We start from the raw sequence: 17,564 nt of genomic DNA on the forward strand, positions 1-17,564 counted from the left end.
ACTGGGCGCTCGCACCAACATCGCGGACGACCAGGGCCGCTGCTGGGCCTCCCACCACGAAACCGGACGCCGTCTTTGGTCTGCGCGCACAGTGTCACACGTCACGTCCGCCTTCTAAGTTCGGGCTCCGACACCCCGTCCGCCCCGACCGGACCCATCGGGCCGGGCCGACCCGAGAGGCGCCCCATGACGATCGCCCCGCAGAGCTACCTGCCATGGAGACAGCCCGCCGGCGGCCGCGCCGATCGGCCCTGCATGCGCGATGACCGCATCGAGTTGACCTATGCGGAGTTCGCCACCCGCGTCGAGGCAGTGGCCGAGCAGTTCGCCGAGCACGGTGTGGGCACGGGGTCGGTGGTGGCGATCATGCTGCCGAACCGCGTCGAGCTCCTGGTGTCCCTGGCCGCTGCCTGGCGACTGGGGGCCGCGGCCACGCCCGTCAATCCGGTCTTCACCGCGACCGAGGCGACCTACCAGATCGAGGACGCCGACGCCACGCTCGTCGTGGCCGCCACCGACGCCCTCGCCGGCGTGCGTCCGGTCCTGCTCGTCGACCACCTGCGCGCGTCGCCGCACACCTCGACCGCACCGCACCGCACTCGGGACGACGACCTCGCGCTGCTCATCTACACCAGCGGCTCGACGGGCCGTCCCAAGGGCGTGATGCTCGACCACGGCAACATCGCGGCGATGGCCGGATCGATGGTCGAGGCGCTGCACCTCGACGACTCCGCCCACTGCCTGCTGGTGCTTCCGCTGTTCCACGTCAACGCCATCTGCGTCAGCTACCTCGCCACGATGATCGCCGGCGGGCAGCTCTCCGTGCTCGCGCGCTTCCACCCGGTGGAGTTCCTCGAGGCGATCGCGCGCCTGCGCCCGACGTACTTCTCCGCCGTCCCGACGATCTACGCCCACTTGCTCGCCCTGCCCGATGGCGTCGAGGCCGACACCTCCTCGGTGCGATACGCCATCTGCGGCGCGGCGCCGGCGTCGGTGCAGGTGCTTCGCGGCATCGAGGAACGCTACGGCTTCCCACTGCTGGAGGGCTACGGGCTCACCGAGGGCACCTGCGCATCGACCGCCAACCCCCTGGCCGGCCCGCGCAAGCCTGGCACCGTCGGAACCGCACTGCCCGGGCAGATCGTGGCGATCATGGGGAAGGACGGCGCCCTGCTGCCCGCCGGCGAGCGCGGCGAGGTCGTCGTCCGCGGACCGAACGTGATGCGCGGCTATCTCAACCGCCCCGAGGCGACGGCCGAGACGCTCATGGACGGCTGGCTGCACACCGGCGACGTCGGCATCCTCGACGAGGACGGCTACCTGCGCCTGGTCGACCGGATCAAGGACATGATCATCCGCGGCGGGGAGAACATCTACCCCAAGGAGATCGAGAACGTCCTGCACGGTCACCCCGCCGTCCTGGAGGCGGCCGTGGTCGGTGCACCCGACGAGGTGTACGGCGAGGTGCCGGTCGCCGTCGTGGCGTTGCACCCCGAACGGCAGGCGGATGTCGAGGAGCTGCTCGGCATGTGTCGGGAGCACCTGACCAAGGTGAAGGTGCCCACCGCGATCCGCATCGTCGGGTCCATCCCGAAGAACCCCGTCGGCAAGATCGACAAGCCCACCCTGCGTGCCGACATCGCCGGCCACGCCCGCGCCCACCACGGAGCCTGACATGGGATTCCTCGTCCCCTCCCCTCCGCCGGTACCGCCCGCCGAGTTCGTCCGGATGCCACTGCGCGAGCGGCTGCGGATCCTCACGACCACCTGGGTCGACGAGGGCTTCGGCACACCTCGTGCCCTGACGTTCGTCTACATCGTCAAGATGCTCGGGCTCTACTTCGCCGTCGGGCTGCTCATCACCTCCCGGACCACCGAGTTCGTCGAGTTCGCCTCGCCCACCACCTGGTTCGACAACATCGTCGTCTACCAGAAGCTCGCCATCTGGCTCATGCTGCTCGAGGTGGTCGGCCTCGGCGGAGCCTTCGGCCCGTTGTGCGGCCACTTCATGCCGTTCCTCGGCAACATCCGCTACTGGCTCCGGGCGGGCACCATCCGGATGGCGCCGTGGCCCGCCCGGGTCCCCGGCACCGGCGGCGACGAGCGCACCGTGCTCGACGTCCTGCTGTACCTCGGCGTGCTGGCCTCGCTCGCATTCCCCCTCCTGACCCCTGCCGAGCAGGTACGCGAACTGCCGGCCGGCACCGGGACGCAGGAGCTGGTCCCCGCGCTGGCCTTCGTGCCGATCCTGGTGCTGATGCCCCTGATGGGCCTGCGCGACAAGGTCGTCTTCCTCGCGGCCCGCTCCGAGCAGTACCTGCCGATCATGCTGTTCTCGGCCGTCTTCGGCGGCCTCGCGCTCGCCGACGACGCGACCAGTGCGGACTTCGTGGACCTCGTCGTGGTCTTCAAGATCGTCATCTGCATCGTCTGGCTGGGAGCCGGGTTCTCCAAGCTGGGTCTGCACTTCGAGAACGTCGTCCCGCCAATGGTCTCCAACAGCCCCGGGATCCCGAAGGCATGGAAGCGTGCGCACTACCGCGACGCGGCGGGTGGGGACCTACGGCCGAGCCGCCTGGCGTGGTTCATGGCGCACGTGAACGGCACGACCGTCGAGCTCGGCATTCCGCTCGTCCTGCTGCTCACGGTCGACGACACCCTCGCCCGGATCGCGGCCGTCTGCATGCTGATCTTCCACATCTACATCACCTCCACGTTCCCGATGGCGGTGCCGCTGGAGTGGAACGTCTACTTCGGCTACATCGCGATCGTCCTGTGGGGCGGCTTCGGGGACGGCTTCGACGCCTCCGCCTACAACATCTGGGACTTCTCCGAGCCCCTGCTGCTCATCCCGGTCGTCGCGCTGCTGGTCCTCTGCCCGATCTGGGGGACCCTCCGACCCGACCAGATCTCCTTCCTCCCCGGGATGCGGCAGTACGCCGGCAACTGGGCCACCGGCATCTGGGCGATGCGTCCCGGCGTCGAGGACCGGCTCGAGGAGATCCGGTGCGTCGAGACCCAGGGCCACCAGCTCGAGCGGATGCTCGGCATGCCGTACGAGCACGACGACGCGGAGATGACGCTGCAGAAGGTCAACGCCTGGCGAGCCATGCACAGCCAGGGCCGCGGCCTGTACTCCGTGCTCTATGAGCACCTCGACGACATCGAGGAGCGCACCGTCCGCGAGGGCGAGTTCATGTCGAACGTCCTCCTCGGCTGGAACTTCGGCGACGGCCACCTCAACGACGAACGCCTGGTGGCGGCGGTGCAGCGGCGGTTGCAGCTCCGGCCGGGGGATCTGGTGATGGTGTACGCGGAGTCCCAGCCGACACCCTGGCGTCACGCCCGGCCGCAGCACTACCGCGTCATCGACGCCGCGCTCGGCGTCGTCGAGCGCGGCACCTGGGACGTGCGCGACTGCGTCGCCGCGCAGCCCTGGCTGCCCGACGGCCCGGTGCCGCTCACCGTCACCTGGTCGGCGCCCGGCTTCGCCCGCCAGCAGACCCTCACCCGTGGCCCGGCCCCGGATCCGGCCCAGGAACAGCCCGCGTGACCTCGGCCGTCGTGGTCGGCAGCGGACCCAACGGTCTCGCTGCCGCCCTCACGCTGGCCGCCGAGGGAATCGAGGTCACGGTGCTGGAGCGGGCCGCGACCATCGGGGGCGGCACTCGCTCGGGCGAGGCCACCCTGCCCGGGTTGCTCCACGACGAGTGCAGCTCGGCCCATCCCCTGGCGCTCGACACCCCGTTCAGTCGGCGCTTCGACCTCGCGGGGGCGGGCCTACGCTTCGCCTCCGCTCCGATCGAGCATGCACATCCGCTGGACGGCGGCCGCGGTGCCGCCGCGCTCCGGTCGGCGGCCGACACGGCGACGTCCCTCGGCCCGGACGCTGGCGCCTGGCGTCGGCTGTTCGGCACGCTCGATGCGCGGTTCCCGCGGATCGCCGAGGACTTCCTGCGCCCGATGCTGCATGTTCCGGCCCACCCGATCCTCCTCGCGCGCTTCGGCGCCTACGCCGCCCTCCCCGCGACGGCGATCGCCCGACGCTTCGCCACCGACGAGGGACGGGCCCTGTGGGCCGGGCTCGCCGCTCACGCCTTCCGCCCGTTGAACGCTCCGTTCTCCTCGGCCATCGGCGTCGCGCTCGGCACCGCCGCGCACACCTACGGTTGGCCGGTGGCCGTGGGCGGGTCGCGCTCGATCACCGACGCGAGCGCGCGCCTCCTCCGGCAGCACGGCGGACGCATCGAGACCGGCGTCGAGGTGACGTCGCTCGACGAGCTCGGCGGGTACGACGTCGTCCTGCTGGACACCTCGCCGCGGGCTGCCGCCGGGATCCTCGGCGACCGGGCGCCGCACCGCGTCGCCCGCGCGTACCGGCGCTTCCGGCACGGCACGGCGGCCTTCCAGGTCGCGCTGGCGGTCCAGGACGGCGTCCCGTGGACCTTCGAACCAGCCCGACGTTCGGCCACCCTGCACCTGGGCGGGACGTTCGAGGAGGTGGCGCGCTCGGAGCAGGAGACGTGGCAGGGCCGGATGCCCGAGCGACCGTTCGTGCTGCTGAGCCAGCAGTACCTGGCCGATCCCTCGCGGTCGCAGGGATCGGTGCACCCGATCGACGCCTACGCTCACGTTCCGCATGGGTTCACCGGCGACGCGACCGAGGCGATCCTCGGCCAGATCGAGCGGTTCGCCCCCGGCACCCGCGAGCGGATCGTCGCCCTGGCGATTCGCACCACCACCCAGATCTCGACGCTCAACCCCAACTACGTCGGCGGCGACATCACCACCGGCGCCAACCTCGGTCGTCAGCTCGTGCTGCGCCCGCGCGCCGCACTCGACCCGTACACGACCGGCGTCCCAGGGGTGTACCTCTGCTCGGCCGCCACCCCGCCGGGAGCCGGGGCCCACGGCATGTGCGGCTACAACGCCGCGCTCTCGGCGCTGCGGCGGTTGGGCTGACACCGCCGAGCCGGGTCACCGTCTGAGAGTCCCGCCCCACGGCGCGACATCGGGCCGGGTCACCCTCAGCCCCAGCCCGGCGGCACGTGGGTCGCCAGGAACTCGATCTGGTCGGAGACGACGGTGTCGAAGTACGGGTCGAGGTAGGGCTCGAAGTGCTGGCAGTCGTAGGTGACGACCTCGCCCCGGGGCAGCCGACGGGCGGCCTTCATGGCCACCTCGAACGGGGTCACGGTGTCGCGCTCGGCGATCTGCACGAGGGTCGGCGCGGTGATCCTGCGGGCGAGTCGGCCGGGAGAGTAGAACGGCACCCGCAGCGCGATGCGGGCGGCGACGTCGTTCTCGGGCAGCAGCTGCTCGTAGAGGTCGCCGGCCAACCGGATCGCCATCGGCGCGGCGTCGGGCGAGGTCATCATCGCCAGGTCGCCCGGGTAGCCCGCCGCTGCGACGCGGTACGGCTCGCGTCCGAGGGCTGCTCGCGCCTGGTCGCGGAGGCCGGCGGCGATGAGCCGCGCGACCAACCGAGGCGGCTGGGAGAACGCGGAGGCCGGGCCGCTGATGTGCGGCACCTGGGCGACGACGGCCGCGACGCCGAGGTCCTCGGCGGCGAGGTGCAGCGCATGGCCGCCGCCGAACGACGTCCCCCAGAGCACGAGCCGGGTCGCGTCGACGCCGTCGAGGCTGCGGGCGTAGGCGACGGCGGCCCGCCAGTCCCGGTGTTGGGCGCGGATGTTCAGCACACGCCGCGGCTGACCGGCACTGTCGCCCCAGCCGCGGTAGTCGAAGACGAGGACGGCGTAGCCCGCCGCGGCGAAGCGCTCGGCATAGGCGTCGAGCCGCAGCACGCGGATCGCGGCGAAGCCGTGCGCCATCACGATGATCGGCGGATCGACGACGCCGGTCGGGCGGTAGAGCCAGGCGGCGCACGGCGTCCCGTCCGAATCGAACGTGACGTCCTCGCGGGTGTGGGTGCTCACGGCGGATCCTCATCGGCTGTTGAACGGCATTCAAGAACTGTGCGAGGACGACCGTAACCCTTTCTTGAACAGTGTTCAAGAAAGGGTCGGCCGGGCCGATCCCGCCGGTAGGGTCGCCCCGTGCCCGCGAACAAGCGCCGCCAGGACCGCGAGGAGAAGCGCGCGGAACTCCTCGCCGCCGCCCGTCGACTCTTCGTCGAACGCGGGTACGAGGAGACCTCCATGGCGGCGCTGGCCCAGGAGGCCGGCGTCGCCGGGAACACGCTCTACTGGTACTTCACCGACAAGGACGACCTCCTGCTGGCCGTGCTCGACGCCGTCGTCGGCGAGGCGCTCGCCGACTACGAACAGCTCGCCGACGCCCCGTTGGAGGACCGGCTCGTCTGGGTCGTCGACCGCCTGCAGCAACTGCACCGCCTCGTCAGCACGGTCCACAGCCGCGCCGCCCACTCGGAGGCGATCGACGCGTGGCACACGGGCTTCCACCTGCTCACCGAGGGCATGTTCCGCGCCGTCCTCGAGGAGAACGGCGTCGACCACGCCCACCTCGACGCCGAGATCAAGATCGGCGTGTTCGCCGTCGAGGGCCTGCTCAGTCATCGGCTCGAGGAGGCCGAGCAGCGGGCGATCTGCGCGCGGCTCGCCGCCCAGTGGAGCGGGGCCTGATCGGCGAGCCGCCCCGACCACCAGGCCCGACCCTCCGCTTCAGACGCCGCTCTCGCGCGCGTAGGCCTCGACCCAGTTGGAGAACTCGCACGCCAGGTGCCAGCGGTGCTCGGAGACGAACCAGAACGGGAGGGTCCGCGGGAACGCCACATTGAGCGAGAGCTCGAATCCTCGGCGGAGGTCGCGGGCCTGATGCGAGACGCTGCCGATCACCGTGCCGCCGGCGTTGGCGCTGCCGACGATACGGCGCGGATAGCGCGGGTCGGGTGGCACCGACACATGATCCGCGTCGTCGTAGGCGACGACGAAGCGGCTGGCGAGCATCGAACCGCCGGTGACCTCCACGACCTCCTGCCCGCCGTCGGGCGACGTGGCCAGGCGGTAGTGGTCGGGACACGCGACCAGGCCGTCCATCGGCCGGTTCCTGAGCACCATCTCCCGGTACCACCGCACGAAGCCGGCGGCCGACCCACGATCCGAGGCCAGCTCGATGTGGCTGATCGACCACCTCCCCACGGCGGCGGCGAGCGGAGTGACCGCGCCGGAGACGGCGAGATCGGTTGACACCGCCCGCATCACGGCGTCGTCCCCCATCTCCAGCTTCGACTCGGCCAGCCGACGCCGATCGCGGACGACGTCCGCCGTCGAGGTCGCACGTCGGAGCACGAGGGCGTCGAGGTCTCCCAGCAACGCTCCCACGGCCTCGCCCCGCAACTTGCGGGCGGCGACCTGGATGCGACGCGCCTCCCACTGGAGGACCTCCTCGCGCGGGCGCCAGCGGCCGCCGATGCGCGCCCGCAGCACAGGGACCGGATCGACCGACGCGCGACGCGGGCCGGCGGCCGACGCAGCGCCGAACGAGGTCGCGCCGGACAGGCCCGTGACCGCAGCCCCGAGGATCATCGTGCGCCGCTTCATCGTCTGCTCCGGAGCCGCGCGGAGGCCTCCGGGCCGCCGCACACCTCGATGGTCGTGCTCATGCCGGCACCTCCCGGTCGCGCAGATCCGCTCGGACGGCGTCCGTCGGTGCACTGACTATCGCAACTCCAGTTGCTTTATGTCAATCGTCATCCGCCTCCCGCCGCCTCGAGGCGTCCCGCCGTGCGAGCGCCGCGAGATCGACGTCGTCGACGTCCTCGCCGATGACCAGGGTGCGGAGGTAGAGCGGCCCGAAGATCTGCTCGAGGTAGCGGCGGGGATCGGTGTCGGTCGGCAGCTCGCCGCGACCGATGGCCCGCTCCACGATGATCGAACTGCGCGCGTACCGGTCCTCCCAGAACGCTGCGCGGGCCGCGCTAGTGCCCTGATCGGCCCGGTCGAAACCGATCGCCGCCCGGATGATCTCGACGACAGCGCGCGTGCGCAGCACCCCGGCGACCTCCCCCAGGAGCACCTCGAGGTCGCCGACCAGCGTGCCGGTGTCGGGGGTCGACACCCCGAGCGCGACGAGGTCGCCGAGCAGCTCCGCGACGAGGTCCTGCTTCGTGGGCCAACGCCGGTAGACCGTCGTCTTGTTGACACCTGCGCGAGCGGCGACATCGGTCAACAGCAGCCGCTCGTACCCGACCTCCTCGAGGAGCCCGACGGCCGCCTCCTGCACCGCCGTCCGGACGATCGCCGACCGTCCACCCGGACGACGCTTGACGACGGTCGCGTCCGGCTCGGGCTCCGGGATGGTCATGCCGGGATTCTCCCCCACCTGTCCCCGGGCCGGCCCGCCCTCCGACGCGACGGCGGCGGGGCGACGCACGGCCCGGGATCGACGGGCCCGACGGCTGCCGCCGCGAACCCCCTCAGCCCCCGGCAGGCAGGACGGCGTCGGCCGCCCGCGGTCGCAATGCCACCAGCGTCCCGTGAGCGCCCGGCGGCCCGGACTCCGCGACGACGCCGTCCGGGCGCAGGCGCACCCAGGCGGCGCGGCCCATCCAGGCCACCAGCTCGCGGTGTCCCGCGACGTCGACGACCGGGCAGCCGTGCGGCGGCGGGGCGCCCCGGCGGACGAGGGTGCGGTGGCCGGGGGCGTCGTCGAGCCGCGTGCCGTCGAGGAGCGTGACGTTGGGGCAGAGGGATCCGGCGAGCCGGTCGCCGCGGCGGCGGGCGACGAGCGCCGAACGGCTCAACCGCGGGGTCGTGCTGTCGAGCAGGCGCGAGCGCAGTCCGGGTAGGTGCGGGAGCACGGGCACGACGACGCCGCGCAGAAGGTCGCCCACCCGGCCCCCGCCGGTCATGGCGACGCCGACCATCGAGGCGAGGCGGATCATCGCGCGGGCGTGGGGCGCCCGCTCCTGCTGGTAGCTGTCGAGCACCTGCTCGGGCAGGCGGCCCTCGAGGACGTCGGCGATCTTCCACGCCAGGTTGTGGGCATCGCGCAGGCCCGCGCCCATGCCCTGGCCGATGAACGGCGGCGTCAGGTGCGCGGCGTCCCCGAGCAGAAGGACGCGGCCGTTGCGCCAGCGGTCGGCGATCTGCGCGCGGAACTCGTACTCGGCGCAGCGCAGCACCTCCAGACCGTCGGCCGATCCCACCCAGGGGGCGATGAGCGGTTCGAGCCGCGAGACGTCGGCGAAGTCGACGGCGGTCTCGTCGTCGTGGAGGCGGAACTCCCAGCGGTAGCGGCGCTCGCCGATGCGCATGTAGGTGCCGGCCCGGGTGCTGTCGCAGACCTGATGGACGCCCTCCCACTGGCCGAGGTCGCGATCGGTGGCGACGTCCACGACCAGCCAGCGCCGGGCGGGGAAGCCGAGATCGCGCATCGAGGCGCCGATCGCGCTGCGCACCAGGCTGTTGGCGCCGTCGCAGCCGAGCACGACCTCGGGTCGCAGCTCGTGCTCGACGCCGGCCTCGTCGCGGTAGCGGACGATCGGCTGCGCCCCCGCGACGACCTTGTGCACCTGGGCACCGCCGATCAGTCGGACAGCGGGCAGCTCGGCCAGACGGCGTCGCAGGAGGCGCTCGAGCTCCGGCTGGTCGAACATGGTGGCCTGCGGGAAGCCGTTCGAGGTGCGCTGCACGAGGCGGTCGAACTGCGCCAGCGTGCGATGGTCGGGACCCATCAGGCGCAGGCCGGCGCCCGGGCGCGAGACGGCCGCGAACTCCTCGGCCACGCCGAGGGTCGCCAGCAGCCGGTAGACCTCGTCGTCGAGGTGCACCGCGCGCGGTTGCGGGAAGACGTCGGGCCAGCGGTCGAGCACCAGCGTGCGGACGCCGCGCTGCCCCAGCAGGATCGCGGCGGTGACGCCGGTGGGGCCGGCGCCGACGACGACGACCTGCGGCTCGCTCACGCCTGGTCCTCCAGCCGCACCTCGAGCGCGTAGCGGTCGGTGATCGACCGGATGCGCTCATGGACCTCGGCCGGTGCGCGCACGGTGACGACCACCGACCCGTCGACGATCCCGCCGACGACCTGCTTCTCCTCGACGTCGGACCCGAGCGCCTCGGCGAGGGCGCGGGCGGCGGCGTCGGCGCGCAGCGGGAGCTTGAAGGGCTTGCCGACGTCGGTGAGCGGGAGGGCCGGCCACACGGTCACCTCCTTCGGGACGGCGGCCGGCTCCAGGCCGGCGTCGGCGACCCAGCGCAGCAGTTCATCGCCGGTGAGCAACGCCCCGGCGACGAGGCTGACGTAGGCGACCGGCAGCTCGCCCGCGCGCGGATCGGGCCGGCCCACGGCGGCGGCGTCGACCACCTCGGGGTGCTCCAGCAGCGCCGCCTCGATGGTGGCCGGCTCGATGTTGTGTCCGCCGCGGATGATGAGGTCCTTGCTGCGGCCGACGAGGTGGACGAACCCGTCGGCGTCGATGCGGGCGAGGTCGCCGGTGTCGAGCCAGCCGTCGCGGATCGTGCCGAGCGGGTCGAGGCGCCACTCGGTCGCGTCCCGGCCCGTGACGTAGCCGGGGAAGATGGTGGGGCCGCTGATCACGAGCGTGCCGACGCCACCGGGCTCGACGTCGCGCCAGGCGCCGTCGACGTCCCGCACGACCCGCATGCGCTGGTAGGGCAGGCGCTTGCCGACCGACCCGGGGCGCGGATGCTCGACGTACCCGCGCGCGCTGGCGCAGGTCGCCTCGGTGAGTCCGTAGCCCTCGAGCAGCGGCACGCCGACGTGACCCTCGAAGCTCTCGCGGACGGCCTTGGGGAGGGCCGAGGCGCCGACGATCGCGACCCGCAGCGAGGAGATGTCGGCGTCGACGGCGCAGCCGGCGAGGACGGCGTAGACGGTCGGGACGGCGCTCAGGGAACCGACGCGGAAGTGCTCGACGATGCGCCAGATCTCGGCGTACAGCGCGGGGTCGCGGAAGCCGAGGGGCCCGGCCCACACGACGGCGCGGCCGCGCATGAGCGGCGCCAGCAGGGTCACGTGCAGCGCGTTGACGTGGAAGAGCGGCAGGGCGGCCAGGATCGTGGCGTCCGGCTGCGCGTCGAGGGTGGTGTCGGCCGCGATCATCCAGGCGTCGCTGACCTGGTTGTGGTGGGTGTGGGCCGCCAGCTTCGGGACGCCGGTGGTGCCGCCGGTGTGGAAGATCGCGGCCAGGTCGTCGGGGCCGTGGGGGTCGGCGAAGTCGATCGGCCGACCGGCTGTGGCCTCGGCGAGCCAGGCGACGCGCACGCCGGGCAGGATGACCTCGGGGGCAGGGTCGCTGCGGTCGTCGGGCGAGGTCGGGCGCAGCAGCCAGACGGCGTCGAGCAGGCCGGCGGCGGCGAGATCCGCCACCCGCTCCCAGGCCCGGGCGTCGAGGTCGGGCCCGGCGGCGATGACGTGTCGCACGCCGGCGGCCGCCACCAAGCGCGCCAGGACGTCGGGGGCGAGGTTGGCGTTGAGCGGCATGACGACGCCCGCGGCCTGGGCGCCGAGCAGGGCCGGCACCAGTTCGCGGCAGTTCGGCGCGAGCAGCGCCACCGGCGTCGTCGGGCTCACCCCGGCCTCGACCAGCACGTGCGCGACGCGCGCGGTCTCGGCGGCGAGCTCGGCGTAGGTGACCGGCTGGGCCTGCGCCCACCGGGCCGCGTCGGGCATGACGTGGAGGGCGACGGCGTCCGGTCGGCTCCGGGCGGCCAGCCGCAGGATCTCGGTGGTCGTGGCCGGCAGGGGACGCTCGGCCAGCGGGATCCGCTCGATCTCCTCGACGTCGTCGGGTCGGCTCCATCGGGGCCACAGCGCTGCGGTCACCTCACTGCTCCGATCCGGGAGCGAAGCGGACGACGGTGCGCTGGCGTCCGAGGTGCAGCCCGCCGTCGTCGGTGGCGATCTCGAGCTCGACGACCGCGCCGTCTCGCAGGTAGTGAGGGTTCTTGGCCTGGCTCTTGAAGAACGCCTTCCACTTCGTCGCCGGCGGCAGCAGGGCGCCGATGATCTCGATCGGCTTGGGCGGTGCCTTCAGGGCGGTTCCGCCGGGGGTTCCGGTGACGATGAGGTCGCCGGCGGCGAGCGGCTGGAAGCGGTTGAGCGCACGAAGGGTCTCCAGCGGCCGGTAGATCATGTCGTCGGCGACGACGCCGTCCTGGCGCAGCTCGCCGTCGAACCAGGTGCGCAGTCGCAGGGCGCCGAGCCGGTCGAGGTCGCCGTCCTCGAGGATCACCAGGCGCGGCCCGACGGGCGTGAACGTGGGGTAGGACTTGGCCTCGAAGAACTGGGTCTTGGGCAGCTGGAGGTCACGGGCGGAGACGTCGTTGGTGACGACCAGCGCGGCGATCACCCCCTCGAGGTCCTCGATGCCTGCGTCCACGGGAAGGTCGCGACCGATGACCAGGCCCAGCTCGACCTCGTAGTCGAGGAACCGCACATGGGCCGGCTTCACGACGTCGTCGGTGGGGCCGCTGATCGAGTGCGACGTCTTGCGGAAGAACGTGAGCGGCACGGTCGCGGGGTCCATGCCGGAGTCGCGCACGTGGCTGACGAAGTTGGTCATCTGGGCGACGACACGGCACGGCGCGGTGACCGGCGACTGGCGGCGACCGCTCGGGAGGTCGATCGCGGCGGCGGTGACGGCGGCGCCGATCGCCGCACGGTCGGCCAGCAGGGCCGCCGTCGTGGCGGCATCGGTGTCGACCCGGGTGCCGGTGGTCGGGGTCTTCTCGACGTACCACCGGTCGTCGATGCGCAGGACGTTGATGCTCATGAGCGGGCCACCTTCAGCAGCCCGCGCAGGCGGGCCAGGTCGAAGTCGTTGTCGGATCGCAGCGAGGTCACGAGGGAGAAGAGCTCCTCGAGCGACTCGCGTCCCGGGGCGATGCCCAGGAAGTCGGCGGTGGCGGGCGGCCCCCACTGGGCCAGCCCGGAGGCGGTCATCGGCGCCCACCCGGGTTCGAGGGTGGCGTCGAAGAGGTCGCCGTCGGTGAAGTGCTCGACGAGGAAGCCGTGCTCGTCACGCCAGTAGTCGAAGATCTGGCTGCCCTGGATGTGGCGGCCGATGCCCCACGACCGGTCGTACCCGGCGTCGGCGAGGTACTCCCCGCCGGCGGCGAGGACGTCGAGGTCGGCGACCTGGTAGGCCGAGTGCACATAGCGGGTGCGCGGACCGAGCGTCATCGCCAGCGTGTGGTGGTCGGCGGGTTCGGCGCCGCGGTCGCAGCGGATGAAGCTCATCGTGGGCCCCCGCTCGCGCTGACCTTCGTAGTAGAGGAAGTCGCTGACGATGAGGCCGAGGTTCTCCAGGTACCAGTCGAGCGCCGCTCGGTAGCGGGTGGTCTGCAGGACGACGTGGCCGAGCCGCTCGACGGCGGCCGGTGCTCGGGGCGGCCGCTGGGTCGCGTTCAGGCGATCGCGGCGGGTGCCGCGGTTGAGCGGCAGGGGGACCGGGCTCGGCAGCGCCGGCAGCACGTGCTGGCCGGCCACCACCCGCACCCGCGCGCCGCTGGGATCGATCAGGTCGACGGTGGCACCGCCCAACGACTCCGGCAGCGGCGTGACACGGACGCCGTGATGCTCGGCCACTCGCATCAGGTCGGCGTCGGAAGCCGCCTGGAAGGCGGGACCGACGAAACGCGAACGGCGTCCCTGCCGGATGACGACGGCCGGCGGGCCCTCGAGGGTGCCCCGCAGGTGGAGCTCCCCCGGCAGGCGCAGGCTGGTCACGAAGCCGAACGCGTGGGCGAAGGCCTCGGCGCCGTCCAGGTCGGGCTTCTCGAACTCCAGCCAGGCGAGGTCGCGCACCTTGACGACCGGATTGCGCGCCCGGCCCGGGTGTTCGCCGGCGAGCGCGCCGTCCTCGCTGTGCAGGTCGTGGTGGACGTCGTGGCGCCCGGAGACGTCGGTCATGGCACCCCTTCCTCGTGATTGACGAAATCGTCATATACAAAGGAGGGGCACGTCAAGATAGAATGACGAAATCGTCAGATGAGCGGTCGGCCTATCCTCCGGGGGGCGTCCGACGAGCGAAGGGGACCGATGAGCGAGGCCAGGGCGGCATCGGCGCGTGAGCGCGGCGAGCGGCGGCGGGCCCAGACCCGCACGGCCCTCGTCCGCGCCGCCCAGCAGCTGCTCGCCGAGGACCGCACCGCCGTCCCGGTCCTGGAGATCACCCAGCTGGCCGACGTCGGGATGGGCAGCTTCTACAACCACTTCTCCTCCAAGGAGGAGCTCTTCACCGCCGCCGTCGACGACGCGCTGGAACTCCAGGGGGCGCTGCTCGACGCCGCCACCGAGGGCTTCGAGGATCCCGCCGAGGCCTTCGCCCACAGCTTCCGCGTCGTCGGCCGCGTGCATCGCGTCCAGCCGCGGCTCTCACGGGTGCTGCTCAGCCGCGGGCCCGAGCTGATCGCCGCCGACCGGGGTCTGGCGCCCCGCGCACGTCGCGACATCGCCGCCGCGATCGAGGCCGGGCGCTTCACCCTCGCCGACGCCGACATCGGCCTGCTCGTCGCCGGCGGCACCGCGATGACGCTGGGCCAGGCCCTCCACGACGACCCGACGATCGACGACGCCGCCTACACCGACCGGGTCACCCGCGAGCTCCTGGTCATGTTCGGCCTGGCCCCGGCGGAGGCCGACCGCATCTGCGCCCTCCCGCTCCCGGATGTCGCCTCAGGCGCGCACCTCGACGACTGATCCGCAGCGCCTCCAGAACAGCGCCTCTAGTCCAGTGACGCGCGTTACTCGACGTTGGCGCCGTCTCCTGCCAGGCTCGGCCCCGGGCTCGTCGCTGTCGACGGGCCCGGCGCCGTCGACACCACGGGAGCGGTGGACGGCGCCTGGGGGAAGGGATCCGCGACGGGAGCTCGCGGATCCCGGCCGAGCGACCGGTCCGATCCGCTGCGATCGGCCGACGCCTCGGCGCGAGGTACACCCGGGGGGATGAGACGTGGAGGAACGACCGGCAGGAGCGATGGGCCACCTGGTCGCCTGGATGGTGACCATGACGGTCGTCGGACTGTGCCTGGCCGCGTGGTGGGCAGGGATCTGCGCGATCGAGGGGGCCTGGGCCGGGCTGCACGGGAAGTCGACGGTGCCGACGACGCTCCGGGAGGTGGGGACGGCGTGGGGAGGGCCGTGAGGGGCATCAGGCATCCATGTCATTGAAGCACCGCGCCGGGGCGACCCGGCCGGTGCCGTCGTGGACGCCTGACCGGATTGGGAATTCTCAGATAGCACCCCCGCGGACCGATGGAAGGGACTCCAGGCCGACCCGTCGATCGAGGAGACCGCGCCCGTGACCGCCGAAACGATCATCCGTCCCCAGCAGACCGGTGACCCCGTCGTCCAGCGACCACGTCCGCCCCTGCGCAGCGTGGCGCCCGACGGCCCGGATGCGGGCGGGTCCGCCGAGGCGCCGATCGCGTGGCGGCGACGGATCACCATCAAGCAGCGGCTGGTCGCCCTGATCGTGCTCGGTGCCGTGGTGCTGGCCGCCATGACCGTGATCGGCGTCCTCCAGGTCGCCCAGCCGTTGGCCGCGAACGACGCCAACCGCACCAGCGCCCAGGGACTGGCGGCCCTCAACCGCGCCTACGCGTTGTGGATCGCCACCGACGACATGGTGCAGGGCGCCTTGAACTCGCCGGTCATCGAGTCGGAGAACCCCGGCATCACCCAGATGTCGATCGACTACTTCGAGTCCGACTACGAGGCGGCGATGAAGGAGATCGACACCGCGATCAAGGGGGCCGGCGACCCGGCGATGGCCACGGCTCTGGAGAACCTCAAGTCGAAGCTCGTCGCCTACCGGGAAATCCAGCAGAACGCCATCGACGCGATGCAGGCGGGCGACCGCCGACTCGCCTCCCACTGGGGCATCACCAAGGCGTGGCCGCCGTACCTGGAGATCGACAAGGTCTTCCAGGCCCAGCAGCAGGCCGCCGAGAAGCTCGGCAACCAGCGGGCGGACGCCATCCACCACGACCTGAGCCGGTTGCGCATCGCACTGGCCCTGGTCGCCGTCCTCGGCATCGTCCTCTTCGTGGGACTCGGGTTCCTCATCAGCCGCTCGATCTCGCGCCCGCTGCAGAAGGTGGTCGACGCGCTGCGCAACATCGCAGGCGGCGCTCGCGACACGACGGCGAAGGTCGACCACGACAACCAGGACGAGATCGGCGAGATCGCCGGTGCGGTCGACGTCGTGGTGGCCAGCCTCATCAGCGGCGAACAGGCGGCGCGCGAGGCGGTGGCCGCCCGGGAGGCGGCGATGGCAGCTGAACGTGCCGCCGAGGAGACGGCCCGCCAGGCGGAGGCCGCGGAGGCGGAGCGCCGCGCGGAGCTCGAGCGCCAGCAGCGGGAGCAGGCCGCCGCCCAGGCCGAGCAGGAGGCCGCCCGGCGTCGTGCCGAGGAGGCCGCCGAGGCGGAGCGGCAGCGCAAGGCCCTCGCGGAGGAGGCGGAGCGCGAGCGCATGGCGCTGGCCGCCGAGACCGAGCGGCAGCGGATCGCCGCCCAGCAGACCGCGGAGGTCACGGCCGCCGTCCAGGCACTGGAGGCCTACATCGGCCGGGTCGCCGCCGGCGACTTCACAGCCCGCCTCGACCTCGCCATCGATCGGGAGGCCCCGCACCTGGCGAGCGTGGTGCAGACCTCCACGTCGGTGCAGCGGCTGACCGAGACGCTGCGCGACAGCTTCGTGCAGCTGGGCGAGGTCGCCGCCTCGGTGGCGGCGGCCGCTACGGAACTGACCGCCTCCTCGGCGGCGATGGACTCGACCGCGGAGTCGACCTCCGACCTCGCCGGACACGTCTCCCACGCCTCGGAGCAGGTGAGCGCGAACATCGCCACCGTCGCCGCTGCCGCCGAGCAGATGTCGGCCTCGATCCGGGAGATCGCCGCCAACGCGACGTCGGCGTCCTCGATCGCGATGACCGCCGTCGCCTCGGCGTCCTCGGCCCAGGGCACCGTCCACGAGCTCGGCGAGTCGTCGGCGGAGATCGGCGAGGTCGTCAAGGTGATCACCTCCATCGCCCAGCAGACGAACCTGCTGGCGCTCAACGCCACCATCGAGGCCGCCCGGGCCGGTGAGGCGGGGCGCGGATTCGCCATCGTCGCCAACGAGGTCAAGGAGCTCGCCGGCGAGACCGCGCGGGCCACCGAGGAGATCGGACGGCGTATCGAGGCGATCCAGGGCAGCTCGCAGCAGGCCGCCGAGGCGATCCTCGGGATCAGCGAGGTGATCGGCACGATCAACGACATCACCGGCACCATCGCCGGGGCCGTCGAGGAGCAGACCGCGACCACCAACGAGATCGCCCGATCGGTCACCGAGGCCGCGACGGGCGCCGAGGGCATCACCGGCGACATCGGCCGCGTCGCGCACGCCGCCGTCGAGACCAAGCAGGGCGCGGAGGACACCACCCGGTCGGCGAGCTCGCTGTCGGCCATGGCGACGCAGCTCGACACCTTGCTGGGGCGGTTCACCTACTGAGGACGGCGTCGGCGTCGGCGCCCGCGGGCGCTGGGGGTCTGGACCACGGTGCGACAGGCGTCACTGCTGGGGCCGTGCCTCGTTCGACCGTTGCTCGGCACGGATCGGGAGGTGGTGGATGCGC

14 protein-coding genes are annotated in these 17,564 nt (G+C 72.5%); 7 read left to right on the forward strand and 7 right to left on the reverse strand.

The genetic code is table 11. From position 1 onward, the window contains the following. Positions 1-186 precede the first annotated feature (186 nt). From ABD671_RS12680 to ABD671_RS12690, 3 genes are read left to right on the forward strand one after another with little or no spacing between them, the layout of a single operon-like run. Positions 187-1,674, forward strand: a complete 1,488-nt coding sequence (locus ABD671_RS12680) for a class I adenylate-forming enzyme family protein (protein WP_344733749.1) — start codon at positions 187-189, stop codon at positions 1,672-1,674. A 1-nt stretch (position 1,675) separates the two neighbouring features. Continuing rightward, the gene (locus ABD671_RS12685; RefSeq protein WP_344733750.1) at positions 1,676-3,553 is read left to right on the forward strand and encodes a DUF3556 domain-containing protein; all 1,878 of its coding nucleotides are present in this window, start codon (positions 1,676-1,678) and stop codon (positions 3,551-3,553) included. Further along, positions 3,550-4,962 carry a phytoene desaturase family protein gene (locus ABD671_RS12690; RefSeq protein WP_344733751.1) on the forward strand — a complete coding sequence of 471 codons (1,413 nt, stop codon included), beginning with the start codon at positions 3,550-3,552 and terminating at the stop codon, positions 4,960-4,962. The genes ABD671_RS12685 and ABD671_RS12690 overlap by 4 nt, the downstream gene beginning before the upstream one ends. A 65-nt stretch (positions 4,963-5,027) precedes the next feature. Here the strand turns inward: ABD671_RS12690 and ABD671_RS12695 are convergent, their stop codons facing one another. After that, the gene (locus ABD671_RS12695; RefSeq protein ID WP_344733752.1) at positions 5,028-5,939 is read right to left on the reverse strand and encodes an alpha/beta hydrolase; all 912 of its coding nucleotides are present in this window, start codon (positions 5,937-5,939) and stop codon (positions 5,028-5,030) included. Between the two features lie 120 nt (positions 5,940-6,059). On the opposite strand from ABD671_RS12695, the gene ABD671_RS12700 reads away from it, so the two are divergent. Beyond that, positions 6,060-6,605 carry a TetR/AcrR family transcriptional regulator gene (locus ABD671_RS12700; protein ID WP_344733753.1) on the forward strand — a complete coding sequence of 182 codons (546 nt, stop codon included), beginning with the start codon at positions 6,060-6,062 and terminating at the stop codon, positions 6,603-6,605. Between the two features lie 39 nt (positions 6,606-6,644). Here the strand turns inward: ABD671_RS12700 and ABD671_RS12705 are convergent, their stop codons facing one another. The 6 genes from ABD671_RS12705 to ABD671_RS12730 form a co-directional block, all read right to left on the reverse strand. Beyond that, entirely contained in the window at positions 6,645-7,523 is an 879-nt protein-coding gene (locus ABD671_RS12705) for a hypothetical protein (protein ID WP_344733755.1), read from the reverse strand. A gap of 142 nt (positions 7,524-7,665) precedes the next feature. Continuing rightward, positions 7,666-8,286, reverse strand: a complete 621-nt coding sequence (locus tag ABD671_RS12710) for a TetR/AcrR family transcriptional regulator (protein WP_344733756.1) — start codon at positions 8,284-8,286, stop codon at positions 7,666-7,668. Between the two features lie 112 nt (positions 8,287-8,398). Beyond that, positions 8,399-9,886 (reverse strand): bifunctional 3-(3-hydroxy-phenyl)propionate/3-hydroxycinnamic acid hydroxylase, encoded by a 1,488-nt coding sequence (locus ABD671_RS12715; RefSeq protein WP_344733757.1) that lies wholly within the window; start codon positions 9,884-9,886, stop codon positions 8,399-8,401. Beyond that, positions 9,883-11,769: an acyl-CoA synthetase gene (locus ABD671_RS12720; RefSeq protein WP_344733758.1), complete on the reverse strand. Its 1,887-nt coding sequence runs from the start codon at positions 11,767-11,769 to the stop codon at positions 9,883-9,885. The genes ABD671_RS12715 and ABD671_RS12720 overlap by 4 nt, the downstream gene beginning before the upstream one ends. A gap of 1 nt (position 11,770) precedes the next feature. Beyond that, positions 11,771-12,718 (reverse strand): fumarylacetoacetate hydrolase family protein, encoded by a 948-nt coding sequence (locus tag ABD671_RS12725; RefSeq protein ID WP_344733759.1) that lies wholly within the window; start codon positions 12,716-12,718, stop codon positions 11,771-11,773. Beyond that, entirely contained in the window at positions 12,715-13,857 is a 1,143-nt protein-coding gene (locus tag ABD671_RS12730) for a VOC family protein (protein WP_344733760.1), read from the reverse strand. The genes ABD671_RS12725 and ABD671_RS12730 overlap by 4 nt, the downstream gene beginning before the upstream one ends. A 129-nt stretch (positions 13,858-13,986) precedes the next feature. Here ABD671_RS12730 and ABD671_RS12735 point away from each other — a divergent pair, with 129 nt between their 5' ends. The 3 genes from ABD671_RS12735 to ABD671_RS12745 all read left to right on the forward strand — a co-directional run bounded on the left by ABD671_RS12735 (position 13,987) and on the right by ABD671_RS12745 (position 17,440). Then, positions 13,987-14,646: a TetR/AcrR family transcriptional regulator gene (locus ABD671_RS12735; RefSeq protein WP_344733761.1), complete on the forward strand. Its 660-nt coding sequence runs from the start codon at positions 13,987-13,989 to the stop codon at positions 14,644-14,646. A 253-nt stretch (positions 14,647-14,899) separates the two neighbouring features. After that, entirely contained in the window at positions 14,900-15,091 is a 192-nt protein-coding gene (locus ABD671_RS12740) for a hypothetical protein (protein ID WP_344733762.1), read from the forward strand. 156 nt (positions 15,092-15,247) lie between these two features. Continuing rightward, complete coding sequence (locus tag ABD671_RS12745; RefSeq protein WP_344733763.1) at positions 15,248-17,440, forward strand: HAMP domain-containing methyl-accepting chemotaxis protein; 2,193 nt, start codon at positions 15,248-15,250, stop codon at positions 17,438-17,440. Positions 17,441-17,564: the final 124 nt, after the last annotated feature.

Origin of the sequence: Nocardioides fonticola (assembly GCF_039536805.1) — a bacterium.
Classification (GTDB): domain Bacteria; phylum Actinomycetota; class Actinomycetes; order Propionibacteriales; family Nocardioidaceae; genus Nocardioides; species Nocardioides fonticola.